The organism is Rhodococcus sp. MTM3W5.2 (assembly GCF_001984015.1).
GTDB classification, from domain to species: Bacteria; Actinomycetota; Actinomycetes; order Mycobacteriales; family Mycobacteriaceae; genus Rhodococcus_G; species Rhodococcus_G oryzae.
Window position 1 is genome coordinate 4507790 of the sequence record NZ_CP019572.1, and the last position, 13301, is coordinate 4521090.

14 protein-coding genes and 1 pseudogene are annotated in these 13301 nt (G+C 68.8%); 8 read left to right on the forward strand and 7 right to left on the reverse strand.

The window, feature by feature from the left end:
• Positions 1 to 164: 164 nt before the first annotated feature.
• A pseudogene (locus BTZ20_RS20380) lies at positions 165 to 665 on the forward strand (HAD-IC family P-type ATPase); the annotation flags it as partial.
• Positions 666 to 696: 31 nt separating this feature from the next.
• Here the strand turns inward: BTZ20_RS20380 and BTZ20_RS26925 are convergent.
• The 3 genes from BTZ20_RS26925 to BTZ20_RS20390 form a co-directional block, all read right to left on the reverse strand.
• Positions 697 to 918, reverse strand: a complete 222-nt coding sequence (locus BTZ20_RS26925; RefSeq protein WP_145982372.1) for a hypothetical protein — start codon at positions 916 to 918, stop codon at positions 697 to 699.
• Between the two features lie 195 nt (positions 919 to 1113).
• Entirely contained in the window at positions 1114 to 2028 is a 915-nt protein-coding gene (gene rsmA / locus BTZ20_RS20385; RefSeq protein ID WP_077042612.1) for a 16S rRNA (adenine(1518)-N(6)/adenine(1519)-N(6))-dimethyltransferase RsmA, read from the reverse strand.
• A gap of 71 nt (positions 2029 to 2099) precedes the next feature.
• Entirely contained in the window at positions 2100 to 3227 is a 1128-nt protein-coding gene (locus BTZ20_RS20390; protein ID WP_077042613.1) for a resuscitation-promoting factor, read from the reverse strand.
• A gap of 182 nt (positions 3228 to 3409) precedes the next feature.
• On the opposite strand from BTZ20_RS20390, the gene BTZ20_RS20395 reads away from it, so the two are divergent.
• Together BTZ20_RS20395 and BTZ20_RS20400 are read left to right on the forward strand one after the other, a co-directional pair.
• Complete coding sequence (locus BTZ20_RS20395) at positions 3410 to 4867, forward strand: amino acid ABC transporter substrate-binding protein/permease (protein ID WP_189636520.1); 1458 nt, start codon at positions 3410 to 3412, stop codon at positions 4865 to 4867.
• Positions 4864 to 5628, forward strand: a complete 765-nt coding sequence (locus BTZ20_RS20400) for an amino acid ABC transporter ATP-binding protein (RefSeq protein WP_077042615.1) — start codon at positions 4864 to 4866, stop codon at positions 5626 to 5628. Before BTZ20_RS20395 ends, BTZ20_RS20400 begins: the two co-directional genes overlap by 4 nt.
• An 89-nt stretch (positions 5629 to 5717) precedes the next feature.
• Here the strand turns inward: BTZ20_RS20400 and BTZ20_RS20405 are convergent, their stop codons facing one another.
• The gene (locus tag BTZ20_RS20405) at positions 5718 to 6254 is read right to left on the reverse strand and encodes a DUF6578 domain-containing protein (RefSeq protein WP_077042616.1); all 537 of its coding nucleotides are present in this window, start codon (positions 6252 to 6254) and stop codon (positions 5718 to 5720) included.
• Positions 6255 to 6387: 133 nt separating this feature from the next.
• On the reverse strand, positions 6388 to 7215 hold the full coding sequence (locus BTZ20_RS20410) for a TatD family hydrolase (protein ID WP_077042617.1): 828 nt from the start codon (positions 7213 to 7215) through the stop codon (positions 6388 to 6390).
• A 20-nt stretch (positions 7216 to 7235) separates the two neighbouring features.
• On the opposite strand from BTZ20_RS20410, the gene metG reads away from it, so the two are divergent.
• The 4 genes from metG to BTZ20_RS20425 are packed head-to-tail and all read left to right on the forward strand — an operon-like array spanning position 7236 to position 11143.
• On the forward strand, positions 7236 to 8816 hold the full coding sequence (gene metG, locus BTZ20_RS20415) for a methionine--tRNA ligase (protein ID WP_077042618.1): 1581 nt from the start codon (positions 7236 to 7238) through the stop codon (positions 8814 to 8816).
• 1 nt (position 8817) lies between these two features.
• A complete protein-coding gene (locus BTZ20_RS28480; protein WP_223263436.1) occupies positions 8818 to 9402 on the forward strand; it encodes a hypothetical protein in 585 nt (194 codons plus the stop codon).
• Positions 9309 to 10067 carry a DUF2786 domain-containing protein gene (locus tag BTZ20_RS28485; protein WP_223263437.1) on the forward strand — a complete coding sequence of 253 codons (759 nt, stop codon included), beginning with the start codon at positions 9309 to 9311 and terminating at the stop codon, positions 10065 to 10067. Before BTZ20_RS28480 ends, BTZ20_RS28485 begins: the two co-directional genes overlap by 94 nt.
• Positions 10068 to 10093: 26 nt before the next feature.
• Positions 10094 to 11143, forward strand: a complete 1050-nt coding sequence (locus tag BTZ20_RS20425; protein WP_223263438.1) for a DUF2786 domain-containing protein — start codon at positions 10094 to 10096, stop codon at positions 11141 to 11143.
• Positions 11144 to 11149: 6 nt separating this feature from the next.
• Here the strand turns inward: BTZ20_RS20425 and BTZ20_RS20430 are convergent, their stop codons facing one another.
• Both BTZ20_RS20430 and BTZ20_RS28490 read right to left on the reverse strand, forming a co-directional pair.
• Positions 11150 to 11863 carry a LysR family transcriptional regulator substrate-binding protein gene (locus tag BTZ20_RS20430; protein ID WP_223263439.1) on the reverse strand — a complete coding sequence of 238 codons (714 nt, stop codon included), beginning with the start codon at positions 11861 to 11863 and terminating at the stop codon, positions 11150 to 11152.
• A 38-nt stretch (positions 11864 to 11901) separates the two neighbouring features.
• Entirely contained in the window at positions 11902 to 12072 is a 171-nt protein-coding gene (locus BTZ20_RS28490; protein ID WP_223263440.1) for a LysR family transcriptional regulator, read from the reverse strand.
• Positions 12073 to 12149: 77 nt separating this feature from the next.
• Between BTZ20_RS28490 and BTZ20_RS20435 the strand changes: the two genes are divergently transcribed.
• Positions 12150 to 13289, forward strand: a complete 1140-nt coding sequence (locus BTZ20_RS20435) for an NAD(P)-binding protein (protein ID WP_317616055.1) — start codon at positions 12150 to 12152, stop codon at positions 13287 to 13289.
• Positions 13290 to 13301: the final 12 nt, after the last annotated feature.

Below are 13301 nucleotides of genomic sequence, written 5' to 3' on the forward strand. Positions count from 1 at the left end.
CAATACGACGTCCCGTGAATCGAGACATGACGAACCCCCTCAGTCAGAGTTGCCGACGATGTTCCCCATGCACCGTCCGGCGGCACCGAATCGGCGCTCGCGACAGCCTAGGTGACACGGCGCTACCCCACATCCGGATTCGAATATCAAGGACACCAGCGCCGATCGCGCAGTTCAAGCGACTCGGCCTCGAACCGGTGCTGCTGACCGGCGACAACGCGGCGGCCGCCAGGAACGTGGCCGACCAGGTCGGCATCGACACGGTGCTGGCGGAGGTCATGCCCGCGGACAAGGTCGACGCCGTCAAGGAGCTGCAGGCACGCGGGAAAGTGGTCGCGATGGTGGGCGACGGCGTGAACGACGCCGCCGCACTGGCCCAGGCGGACCTGGGACTGGCGATGGGCACCGGCACCGACGCGGCGATCGAGGCCAGCGACATCACCCTGGTCCGCGGTGACCTGCGCTCGGTCGCCGACGCGATCCGGTTGTCCCGCAAGACACTCGGGACGATTCGCGGCAATCTGTTCTGGGCGTTCGCCTACAACGCGGCGGCCATCCCGCTCGCCGCAGCCGGCCTGCTCAACCCGATGCTCGCCGGCGCCGCGATGGCCTTCTCCTCGGTCTTCGTGGTGAGCAACAGCCTGCGCCTGCGTCGGTTCAAGTAGCAGCGACTCCGTCGCCTGCGCCAACGACCGACTACTGGATGCCGCCCCCAATCCCGACCTCAGAACTCCCGAGAACATCCATCGCCACGAAACGAACGATCCCGCTGAGAATCTCGGCTACGGGGGGCGAAAGCTGCTGCTCGGAAGATTCAGCGGCGTCGAACGATCCGGCTGCGGAAGCGGTTCCGGATCCGGCAGCGAGGCCACCGGTCAGTGCTGCCGAGACGAGAATTGTGGCGGCAAGACGACGCATGTACGAACTCCATTCGGTGACGACGATTGGGTCGCGCGCCGGCGGCGGCAAACCGAGCCGACGCCGAGCACGCTGCGGGTCACCGTACCCACGAAGATTCGACCCAGTGCAGGAATCCGCATTCTGTTGCCACACTTGGCAATTCGTTAAACGCAACCGAGTCCCGATGGAGCCCGTTCGAACGCTAGTGCCGGGTCATCCGATCGGATCGGACGGCTCGACCCCGGCCAGACGCACGTAGGCGGCCGCGTCCAGGGTCTCGCCGCGCGCGGACGGGTCGATTCCCGCCGCGACCAGCCTGCGCTCGGCCTCGACGGGAGAGCCCGCCCAGGTCGCCAGCGCGGCCCGCAGCGTCTTGCGGCGCTGCGCGAAGGCCGCGTTGACCACGGCCCACACACGCTGCCGGTGCTCCTCGTCGATCGGCCACGGCGGCTCCGCATAGCGGTCCACCCGCACCAGCCCGGACTCCACCTTGGGCACCGGCCAGAAGACCTGCGGGCCGACGGCACCCGCGCGCCGGACGTCACCGAAGAACCGGGCCTTGACGCTGGGCACCCCGTAGATCTTGCTGCCCGGCACCGCGGCCAGCCGGTCCGCGACCTCCGCCTGCACCATCACCAGGGCGGTGCGCAGGCTGGGAAACTCGGAGAACAGGTGCAGCAGCACCGGCACCGCGACGTTGTACGGCAGGTTCGCGACCAGCGCGGTCGGTGCGGCGGGCAGGTCGGCGGGCAGCACCTTCATGGCGTCGGCGCCGACGACCGTCAGCCGATCCGCGAGCTCCGGGGCCCGTTTCGCCGCGGTATCCGGGAGCCGCGCGGCGAGCACCGGGTCGATCTCGACCGCGATGACCGAGTCGACGGCGTCGAGCAGTGCCAGTGTCAGCGAGCCGAGCCCCGGGCCGACCTCGAGCACGATGTCGTCGCGGCCGACGCCGGCCGTGGTCACGATGCGGCGCACCGTGTTGGCGTCGTGCACGAAGTTCTGGCCGAGCTGCTTGGTGGGCCGCACGCCCAGCTCGGCGGCGAGCGCACGCACCTCGACTGGGCCGAGTAGCGCGGCCTGACCGCGCGGGTTCCCCTGGGCGGGGTTCACCTCGGGGCTGGTCACAGGGGGTTCACCTCGGGGTTTGTCACGAGATGAACCTATCGCCTCTGCCGAGCTGCCGCGAAATCCGACACTCAGCGCATGCCGAGGCGAGACGTGCAGGCCGGCCACGCGCCCCAGCCCTGGGTCGCCTGTGTCCTGCTCGCGATGGCGATCTGCTCCTCGCGGGTGGCCAGGTCGGCGCGCGGCGCGTACCGCAGCCCGCCCTGCCGCTCCCAGGTGTTCTGGTCGAACTGCACGCCGCCGTAGAAGCCGTTGCCGGTGTTGATGTGCCAGTTGCCGGTCGCCTCGCACTGGGCGAGCGCGTCCCAGGTGGCGCCGTTGCTCACCGGCGGAACCTCGGTGCCCGGCTTGGCGCCGACCCGGACCACCTTCGGCTGGGCGGGGGTGGTGACGACGGCATCGAGCTGCTGGCGGCCGGTTTCGGCGCCGTTGACCTTGGTGACCGCAAAGGTGACGTCGTGCACGCCGGGGGCGCCGGGGTTCTCGACGATGGTCCGGCTCATGTTCATCGTCGGGTCCTCGATGCGCTGCTCCGGCGGCAGGAGGGGCAGCGTCTCGGTCACGTTCTCGGTCCGCGTGCGGGTGACCGCGATCTGCATGCCGTCCGTGATCTTGGTGTCGGCCGCGGGCGCCACGGTGTCCGTCGGCTCGAGCGGCACGCCCTTGGCGGCCAGCAGTTCGCCCACGGTCGGCGCAGCCAACCGGACCTCGGCCGCCGGGGCGGCGCCGTCGACCAGGCTGACCAGCTTGGGGCTCACCACGTCGAGGGCGGCGCCGTCGAGCGGGAGTCGCTGCGAACGGGAGGCCGAGACGTGCACGTCCGCCTCGAGGCGCTGCTGCTGCAGGGCCTCGTCCACCGTCAGCGCGGTGGTCCAGATGGTGCGCGGCTCGCCGTCGACGGTGAGCGCGAGCTCACGGGCGCGACGCAGCACCACCGTCGAGCCGTCGGCGACGGCGGAATCGGCGGCGGGCGCCACCACGTCCTTGTCACCGACCGAGTAGCCGGCGTCGGCGAGGACGTCGACCACCTCGGTGCTCATCGTGCTCAACGCGATCGTCTCCCCGTCGACGTCCACGGTGACCGTCTTGTGGCGGAACACCGCGAGCAGTCCACCCGCGATCAGGGTGAGGAGCAGGGCCCCGACGACCACGCGCAGAAGCGGGGAGTTGGCGTTGTTGATCCGAGCAAAAGGTGACACGAGGAGTCCTGAGGGCTGACGGTCATCGGGGGTATTCCCGACGCGGTTCGATCACAGTACGGTAACGAGCATGGGGACTCCTGGCAACCGCGAGCCTCTGACCAGCGTAAATAAAGGTCTCAGAACGGTACACAGCGCCGAGTCGTTTGCTCATGGAATCGTGACCAGGAATGCTCACGCGGATGCGTACACAATCGCGCCGAAGACTCGACCGACTACCCGTCGTGATCGGCCTCCTCGCCCTGCTCGCCCTCGTCCTCGGAGTCGGGACCGCCAACGCGCAATCCGACCCCGACAAGACCTACGTCATCGCCACCGACGTGACCTTCGCTCCGTTCGAGTTCCAGAACGAGCAGGGCGACTTCGTCGGCATCGACATGGACCTGCTCAAGGCCATCTCCGAGGACCAGGGCTTCCGGTACCAGGTCAAGCCGCTCGGCTTCAACGCCGCCGTCCAGGCGCTGCAGTCGCGTCAGGTCGACGGGGTCATCGCCGGCATGTCGATCACCGACGAGCGCAAGCTGGTCTTCGACTTCTCCGATCCGTACTTCGACTCCGGCGTCCAGATGGCGGTCGCGAAGTCGAACGACGACATCGAGTCCTACGAGGACCTCCGGGGCAAGCGGGTCGCGATCAAGACCGGCACCGAGGGCGCGATGTTCGCCGAGTCCATCAAGGACAAGTACGGCTTCACCACGGTCACCTTCGACGACTCCGCCAGCATGTACGACGACGTCAAGACCGGTAACTCGGTCGCGGTCTTCGACGACTACCCGGTGCTGCTGTACGGCATCGCGCAGGGCAACGGCCTGAAGGCGGTCGGCGAGAAGGAGGCGGGCAACTCCTACGGGTTCGCGGTCTCCAAGGGCCAGAACGCCGAGCTGATCCAGAAGTTCAACGCCGGGCTCGCGAACCTGCGCGCCAGCGGGCAGTACGACGAGATCCTCGACACCTACCTCGGCGAGGGGGCGCAGGAGGCCCAGGGCGGGAACAACTTCTTCTCGCTCCTCAAGGACACCTACCCGCAGCTGCTCAAGGGCCTGTGGATGACCATAGTGCTGACCGTGGTCTCGCTGGCGATCGCGCTGGTGCTCGGCCTGATATTCGGTTTCCTGCGGGTCTCGCATCGCAAGGTCCTGCGCGCCATCGGTGTCACCTACGTCGACATCTTCCGCGGCACCCCGCTGCTGGTGCAGGCGTTCTTCATCTACTTCGGCATCCCGGCCGCGCTCGGGTTCCAGATGCCGGCGTTCACCGCGGGTGTGATCACCCTGAGCCTGAACGCGGGCGCCTACATCACCGAGATCATCCGCGGCGGCATCCAGTCCGTCGACAAGGGCCAGATGGAGGCCTCCCGCAGCCTCGGCATGAACTACATGGCCTCGATGCGCAAGGTGGTGCTGCCGCAGGCGGTGCGCACGATGATGCCGTCGTTCGTCAACCAGGCGGTCATCACCCTCAAGGACACCTCGATCCTGTCGGTGATCGGCATCGCCGAACTCACCCAGACCGGCAAGATCATCATCGCGAGGAACTTCGAGTCCTTCAACATGTGGCTGATCGTCGGCATCTTCTACTTCGTCATCATCATGGCGCTGACCAAACTGTCCGACCGGCTCGAAAAGAGGATCAACGCATGACCGAGTCGTCAGCGGCGCCGGTTGCGTCGCCCACCACCAAGATTCAGGTCTCCGGCCTCAAGAAGTCGTACGGGGACAACGAGGTGCTCAAGGGCATCGACGTGGACATCGCGAACGGCGAAGTGGTCTGCGTGATCGGGCCCTCCGGGTCCGGCAAGAGCACCTTCCTGCGCTGCCTGAACAAGCTCGAGGACATCACCGACGGCACCGTGATCGTCGACGGCTACGACCTGACCGACAAGAAGGTCGACATCGACAAGGTGCGCCAGCACATCGGCATGGTGTTCCAGCACTTCAACCTCTTCCCGCACATGACCGCGCTGGAGAACGTGATGCTGGCGCCGGTGCAGACCAAGCGCGCCACCAAGGAAGAGGCCAGGGCGACCGGGCAGAAATTGCTCGAGCAGGTGGGTCTCGGCGAGAAGGCGAACGCCAAGCCCGCCAACCTGTCCGGTGGCCAGAAGCAGCGCGTCGCGATCGCCAGGGCGCTGGCCATGAACCCGGACATCATGCTGTTCGACGAGGCCACCAGCGCGCTCGACCCGGAGATGGTCGGCGAGGTGCTGCAGGTGCTGCGCGACCTCGCCGATCAGGGCATGACGATGGTCGTGGTGACCCACGAGATGGGCTTCGCGCGCGAGGTGTCCGACCGGGTGATCTTCATGGCCGACGGGTTCGTCGTCGAGGAGGGCACCCCCGCGGAGCTGTTCGGCAACCCGCAGCAACCGCGCACCCAGGACTTCCTCAAGAAGGTCCTGTAGGCCGAGCACGCGCCGCTCGCCGAGTGTGCGGTTGTCATCTATCGCTCTCGGGCGATGCCCCGACAACTGCACACTCGGCGGCGGCCGCGTCAGCCCCGGACCGCCAGGTCCATCACCACCCCGGTCTGCTTGCGGCAGTCCATGCCGGACACGAAGGTCCCGCTGCCGCCGAACCAGCCGGGGCTCTTCGACACCGAGGTCCGCACCGCGGTCCCGGGGAGCGGGCACCACGCGCCGATCTCGTTCTCGCGGTACAACTCGTCGAGCAGGTACACGCCAAGAACCGAGCCGGTGGTGCCGTCGAATCCATCCGGGACATCCGCGCCGTGCACCGTCCCCCACAGCCGCCCGCGTAGCCCGGTGGGGTGGTCGGGCAGGTCGTCGGGCGCGTCTCGCCAGTAGGCGCTGATGCCCCCGACGCTGAGCTTGCGGCTGCTCCGATCCCAGCGAACCGGTCGGTGGAAGATCTCCGGCTCGGTGTCGTCTGCGGTGTAGGCGAGCACCCACGTCGCCTCGCGGCCGACCTCGGGTGGTGGGGCGCAGCACTCGATCTCCCACGCCGCGATGTACACGTCGATGACGTCGACGTCGCGGTCGACGGGAGTCGCATTCGTGAACCCGTGCATTCGTCGCCTACCCGTGCGGCCCAATCTACTCGCCGAGCGAGCAGTTGCCGCCGCTCGCTCTCGGGCGATGCGACCTTCCCCCCAGCACTTCGTGCAGGGAGGTACCCCCACTGCACGCTCGCTCGCCTGAGGGCTAGATCCGGTACACGCGGCGGGCGGTCGCGGTCGAGGCCCGCGCCAGCTCGAGCGGGTCCTGTCCGCGCGTGTGGGCCAGCGCCCGGACGGTGTACGGCAGGCAGTACGGCTCGTTCGGTGCGCCGCGGAACGGGTGCGGGGTGAGGAACGGCGCGTCGGTCTCGACGATCAGCTGATCGTCGGGCACCAGCTTCGCGGCCTCGTGCAGCTCGCGCGCGTTCCGGAAGCTGACGGTGCCGGAGAAGCTGAGCACGTAGCCCGCCTCCACGCACGCCAGCGCCATGTTCGCGTCGGACGAGAAGCAGTGGAAGATGACCGTCTCCGGCGCGCCCTCGTCGATCAGCACCGCCAGCAGGTCGTGGTCCGCCTCCCGGTTGTGGATCATCAGCGGCTTGCGCAGCCGCTTGGCCAGGTCGATGTGCCAGCGGAATCCCTCGACCTGCTCCTCGACGGTGGCGCAGCCCTCGAGCTTGCCCGGCCAGTAGTAGTCGAGCCCGGTCTCCCCCACCGCGACGGTTCGCGGATCGCCCGCGAGGCGCTCGATCTCGGCCTTGGTCGCGTCGTCGAGCACGTTCGCCCTGGTCGGATGGATGGCGGTCGCCGCGTACACCCTCGGGTCCCAGTTCGCGGCGTTTACCGCGAACCGCGCGGCGGCAAGATCGTCCGCCACCGTGACCACGCGACCGACGCCGACCCGCTCCGCGCGGTCGACGATCTCGGCCACCGACGCGGCGTCGGTTGCGCCGCACGCGTCGAGGTGGGTGTGTGAGTCGATCAGGGGCTCGAGCGGCTCTGGCAGGTCCGGGGCCGGACGGTCTCTTGGCACGCAGATAGAGTAGGCGCACCATGACTGTGTCACCCGCACCCAGCCGCCCCGAAGCCACCCGACCGCCGTTCTACATGACCACGGCGATCGCGTACCCGAACGGCGTCCCGCACGTCGGCCACGCGTACGAGTACATCTCCTCGGACGCCCTCGCGCGCTTCAAGCGACTCGACGGCTTCGACGTGTTCTTCATGACCGGCACGGACGAGCACGGCCTGAAGATGCAGCAGACCGCGGCCAAGGAGGGCATTCCCGTCCGCGAGCTCGCGGCCAGGAACTCCGACGAGTTCCAGGCGCTAGACAAGGTCCTGGGCGTCTCCTACGACCGGTTCATCCGGACCACCGACGAGGACCACGAGGCCGCCTGCAAGGTGCTCTGGGAGCGGATGGCCGAGGCAGGCGACATCTACCTCGACACCTATGCCGGCTGGTACTCGGTGCGCGACGAGGCGTTCCACACCGAGGCGGAGACCACCCTCCTCGAGGACGGCTCGCGCATCTCGACGCTGACCGGCACCCCCGTCGTGTGGACGGAGGAGTCCACCTACTTCTTCCGGCTCTCCGCGTACCAGGACAAGCTCCTCGCGCTGTACGAGTCGCAGCCCGAGTTCATCGCCCCCGACACCAGGCGCAACGAGATTGTCAGCTTCGTCAAGGGCGGCCTGAAGGACCTGTCGATCTCGCGGACCACCTTCGACTGGGGCGTGCCGGTGCCCGGTCACCCCGAGCACGTCATGTACGTGTGGGTCGACGCCCTCGCCAACTACCTCACCGGCGCAGGCTACCCGGCCACCGACGGCGAGGCCTTCGGCAAATTCTGGCCTGCGGACCTGCACATCATCGGCAAGGACATCACCCGCTTCCACACGGTGTACTGGCCGGCATTCCTGATGTCCGCGGGCCTGGAGCTGCCGAAGCGCGTCTTCGTGCACGGCTTCCTCTACAACAAGGGCGAGAAGATGTCGAAGTCGGTCGGCAATGTCGTCGACCCGCTCGAGATGGTCGATCAGTACGGCCTCGACGCGCTCCGCTTCTTCCTGCTCCGCGAGATCTCCTACGGCCAGGACGGCAACTACAGCCACGAGTCCATCGTCACCCGGATGAACGCGGACCTGGCGAACGAGCTGGGCAACCTCGCGCAGCGCTCGCTGACGATGGTCGCGAAGAACTGCGACGCCCAGGTCCCGACGCCCGGCGACCTCACCGACGACGACAGCGCGCTGCTGGCCAAGGCCGACGCCCTGCTCGAGGCGGTGCGCGCCGACTTCGACAAGCAGGCACTGCACCAGGCGCTCGAGGCGATCTGGCATGTGCTTGGCGAGACCAACCGGTACTTCTCGCAGCAGGAGCCGTGGGTGCTCCGCAAGACCGACCCGGCCCGGATGGCGACGGTGCTCTATGTGACCCTCGAGGTCGTGCGCATCGTGGGGATCCTGGTCCAGCCGGTGATGCCGGACTCCGGGGCGAAGATCCTGGACCTGCTCGGGCAGGACGAGGACGCCCGCGCCTTCGCGAGCCTCGGCGTGCGGATCGTGGCGGGCACCCCGCTGCCCGCGCCGTCGCCGGTGTTCCCCCGGTACGTGGAGCCCGAAACCGCCTGACATGACGAACGAGGGCGTGCCCGACGACGGCCGACCGTCGGGCGAGGCCCCGGCGCTCCTCGACGCGCTCGCGGGCGCCTACGAGCGAGGTTGGCAACCCGCGGACCTGCTGCACCTGACCCGCAGGGCCGCGGAGTCGCCGCCCGCCCTCGCCGCGGCCGTGCTGCTGTACGAGGCGCGGCTGAGCGGTGCGGCGGATCGGGCGCCAACGGAGTGGTCCGATCAGCTGCACGCCGTCGCCGAGATGTACCCGGACCAGGCTCGCCTGGCGGACGGGACGCCGGTCGCCGGTCCCCGTGGCGGGCACCTCGCCGGCGCCCTGACCGCAGGGCGGTCGGGCTTCCTGGGATACCAGCTGTCCGAGCTGGCCGCGGAGTGGAACCGGCTGTCGGGCTGGATGTTCCTCCTGCCCCCGCCGTCGCAGTGGCCCCCGAAGGCGCGGCCCGACCGGACGCGGAGGCCCCGGAGTCCGCGACCACCGCGGATCCCAAGGTGCTTGGCCGGATCCGGGGGCTGCTCGCCAAGGCGGAACGCACCGAGTTCGCGGAGGAGGCCGAGGCATTCACCGCGAAGGCACAGGAACTGATGTCGCGGTACGCGATCACCGCCGCGCTGCTGCGTTCACACGCCCACGCGGGCGGGACCGTGGTGCACAGCCGCCGGTTTCACTTCGAGAATCCGTACCTGAAGGAGAAGGTGCACCTGCTGACCGCGATCGGCGACGCGAACCGGGTTCGCACCGTCCTGTTCGGCGACCTCGACATCGCCACCGCGGTCGGGACCCCGGTCGATCTACAGCAGGTCGACCTGCTGTTCACCTCGCTGCTCGTGCAGTCGGCCCGTGCCCTGCAGTCCGGCGCCGCGGAGGGCCGAAGCGGTGCGCGCACCACGGGGTTCCGGAAGGCCTTCCTCGCGGGGTTCGCCAGCCGGATCGGGCAGCGACTGCGCGATGCCGACGCCAGGGCCACCGAGGCGGCGGCCGCCGAGGAATCCATCCCGTTGGGCGATCTGCTGCCGGTCCTCGCGACCACCTCCGCGGCGGTCGACGCCGAGTTCACCCGGCTGTTCCCGGCACCAAGACTGCCAGGGCCCGGTCGGTGGACGCCAGAGGTTGGCACGCCGGGCGGGCCGCGGCGGACAACGCGTCGCTGGCCAAGGGTGAGCGCGCCATCAGACGCAAGTAGCACCGAACCCGCCCTCGACCTGCAACGGGAACACATGTCGGACCCCCGGTGCACACTGTCGCCATGAGCGATAATCGAACACACATTCGACAGATGTCCGCAGTCGACGCGCTCGCCCAGGCGTACGAGCGCGGCTGGCAGCCCGCCGACGTCATCCACGTCACCAGACGCGCGCTCGACGCGGCACTGACCCCTACCGCTGCCTCGCTGGTCCTCGAAGAATCGCGACGAAGCCGCGCGTGGTCGAGGGCTCCGCAGCAGTGGCTCGATCAGCTCCGCGCGATCGCGGACGCACATCCCGGCGCGGAGGTGACCGCCGCGGCCGACCAGGCGCACAGCCGATCGCTCGGGTTCCTGTGGCAGCACCTGGGCCCCTGGACGGCACTGTGCCCGCCACCCTCCGCCTGGCCGCGGCAGCGCAGCGAAATAGCGACTCAGCCCTCTCGCCCGGCAGACATCAAGGTGCTGAACAAGATTCGCGGACTGCTCGCGAAGGCCGAGAGCACCGAGTTCACCGAGGAGGCCGAGACGCTCACGGCCAAGGCCCAGGAGCTGATGACCCGGTATGCGATCAGCTCCGCGCTGCTCGAGTCCGGCGAGCCCGGCGTCGGCGTCACCGTGCACAGCAGGCGAGTCCACCTCGACAACCCGTACGTCAAGCAGAAGGCGCTGCTGCTCACCATGATCGGCCATGCCAATCATGTTCGGACCCTCTACAACTCACGAATGGCCACCGCCACGATGGTCGGCGCTGCAGTCGATCTCGAACAGGTCGAGATGTTGTTCACCTCGCTGCTCATCCAGGCGAACAGGGCGATGAACAAGGCGGGCGAGGACGGTTCGCGGTCCACATCGTTCCGTAAGGCGTTCCTCTTCGGTTTCGCCATCCGGATCGGTCAACGACTGACCGAGGCCGACAAGGCCGCGACCGCGCGGGTGGTTGTCGACGCCGAGGTCCGGTTCGGGGACCTGCTCCCCCTCCTCGCGGGGCGCGCGGCGGCGGTGAAGGCCGAGGTGGACCGCCTGTTCGGTCCCACGAAGACATGGCAGCATTCCGCGGTCGATCCGCGGGGCGTGCTGGCCGGACGGTCGGCGGCCGATGCGGCAACGCTGTCGGCGGGCGGGCAGGCGATCGCGGGGTGAAGCGGATCAGAGGCGCGTGAGCCCGTGCGTCCCTTCCGCGACCATGTCGTCGACGACCGCAATCAGCATGTCCTGCATCGCGCGCGCGGCGTGGGTCGATTGCACGTCGGCCCGGCGTGCCAAGGAAATGGTGCGGCTGAGCTCGGGCGCTTTCAGCCGCATCGGACGCAGGCCGGGCCGATGGGCCGCCACCAGCGACGGCACCACGGCCACACCGAGACCGCGCTCGACGAACCGCAGCACCCCCTCCATCTCCGCGCCCTCCACCGCGACCCGCGGCGTCAATCCGGCCCGCTGAAACGCGGCGTCGGTTGCCGCACGCAGGTCGTACCCACGGTGGAACATCACCAAGGGGGAGTTCGCGAGTTCGTCGAGCGTCAACACACCTCGCGCGGTCAGCGGATCGGCGGCGGCCGAGGACACCACGACGAGGTCCTCCCGCAACAACGGCGTGACTTCGAGGGCCGCCTCGCCACGACCCTCGTTCGAGACGATCAAGGCCATGTCGACCAGTCCGCCGGTCAATGCGTCGACCAGCGCGCGCGATCCACTCTCGCTCACGTTCAACGTAATCCCCGGGTACGCCGCGAGATAGCGCTCGAGAAGGTCCGCGACGAGACTGACACACAGGCTCGGCGGCGCACCCAAACGCACCCGGCCGCGACGCAACCCGGTCAGCTCGGCGATCTCGCGGTACGCGAGCTCCTCGTCCGCGAGCATCCTCGTCGCCAACGGCAACAACGCCTCGCCCGCCGCGGTCAGCGCGATGTTCCCCGCGCGCGGTGAAACAGGCTGGCGCCCAGGCTCTTCTCCAGCGCCAGAATCTGTCGGCTCAGTGACGGTTGGGCCAGGTGCACCTCGCGGGCTGCCTTGGTGAAATGCCCGGTGCGCGCGACAGCGAGGAAACAGGCGAGCTGCGTCAGGGTCATATCTATACGTCTAGCGCATCGAGACGACCCGAACAATGCATTGGAGTAATCATCCTCCGCTCCCTAACGTCACCGTCATGACAGATTCGGTTTCTGTGATCGGCGGCGGCCTGGCCGGACTCACCGCGGCGATCGCGTGCGCGGAGGCGGGTGCCCGGGTCACCCTGCACGAGGCACACACCACGCTCGGCGGACGGGCCCGCGCAACGGCCGGCCCGTACGTCGCCCACGAGGGCGCGCACGTGTTCTACGCGGACGGCCCGCACTGGCAGTGGCTCAAGCGACGCGGATTCGTCGCAGACCTGTGCCTCCCCCCTATCCGCAGCCTCGGACTGCTCGGCTTCCGGTCGCGCGGCGGATTTCGCAGGCGGCCGCCGAAGGGAATGCTGCGGGCTCAGCTCACGCCATGGGCCACCGCACCCATCGACACGGACTTTCATTCATGGGCCGCACAGCGTTTCGGGCACGACGCCGCGACTGCGATGGCGAACTCCGTCGGCGTAGCCACCTACGACGCGGACACCGGGAGGCTCTCGGCCGCGTTCGTGTGGAATCTGTTTCAACGGATCTACGGGCCGAGGGTGCCGGGCGTGCGCTACCTGGCAGGCGGCTGGCAGGCGCTCATCGACAGGATGGCCGTCGGCGCGCGCGACCTCGGGGTCCGGATCGAACTCGGCTCCCGGGTGGACACGATCCCCTCCACACCGACGATCGTCGCGACCGAACTGTCCTCCGCACGAACCCTCCTCGGGGACTCTTCGCTGCACTGGCAGAGTGGGCATTGCGTGATGCTCGACCTCGCAGTCCGCGAGGGACGGCGCGACCTGTTCACCGTCGCCGACCTCGATGAGGGCGGCTTCCACGAGTGCTACTCGATGCAGGACCGCTCCGTCGCACCGCGTGGCGAGTCCCTGTTCCAGATCGACATGCCGGTGCGCGCGAGCGAGTCGATCGACCAGGCGCGCACCCGTCTACACCACTTCACCGACCTCACGGTTCCGGGTTGGCGGGACCGGGCCACCTGGCAACGAACCGCGACGGCGAGGGGCCGGACAGGAGCCGTCGACCTGCCGGGCCAGACCTGGCGCGACCGACCCGCGATCGAGCGGGGCTCGGGGTGTACCTCGTCGGGGACATGGTCGCCGCCCTCGGGATGCGCGGGGAGATCGCGATCAACAGTGCGCTGCGCGCGGCCACGTCCGTGGCCGCGGAGCTGACGATGTCGAAAG

What these genes read in the sequence shown, in the direction of transcription:
- BTZ20_RS26925 (WP_145982372.1), bottom strand. Translation starts at nt 918, where the DNA reads ATGCGTCGTCTTGCCGCCACAATTCTCGTCTCGGCAGCACTGACCGGT.
- BTZ20_RS20395 (WP_189636520.1), top strand. Translation starts at nt 3,410, where the DNA reads ATGCGTACACAATCGCGCCGAAGACTCGACCGACTACCCGTCGTGATC.
- BTZ20_RS20400 (WP_077042615.1), top strand. Translation starts at nt 4,864, where the DNA reads ATGACCGAGTCGTCAGCGGCGCCGGTTGCGTCGCCCACCACCAAGATT.
- BTZ20_RS20405 (WP_077042616.1), bottom strand. Translation starts at nt 6,254, where the DNA reads ATGCACGGGTTCACGAATGCGACTCCCGTCGACCGCGACGTCGACGTC.
- metG (WP_077042618.1), top strand. Translation starts at nt 7,236, where the DNA reads ATGACTGTGTCACCCGCACCCAGCCGCCCCGAAGCCACCCGACCGCCG.
- BTZ20_RS28480 (WP_223263436.1), top strand. Translation starts at nt 8,818, where the DNA reads ATGACGAACGAGGGCGTGCCCGACGACGGCCGACCGTCGGGCGAGGCC.
- BTZ20_RS20425 (WP_223263438.1), top strand. Translation starts at nt 10,094, where the DNA reads ATGTCCGCAGTCGACGCGCTCGCCCAGGCGTACGAGCGCGGCTGGCAG.
- BTZ20_RS20430 (WP_223263439.1), bottom strand. Translation starts at nt 11,863, where the DNA reads ATGCTCGCGGACGAGGAGCTCGCGTACCGCGAGATCGCCGAGCTGACC.
- BTZ20_RS28490 (WP_223263440.1), bottom strand. Translation starts at nt 12,072, where the DNA reads ATGACCCTGACGCAGCTCGCCTGTTTCCTCGCTGTCGCGCGCACCGGG.
- BTZ20_RS20435 (WP_317616055.1), top strand. Translation starts at nt 12,150, where the DNA reads ATGACAGATTCGGTTTCTGTGATCGGCGGCGGCCTGGCCGGACTCACC.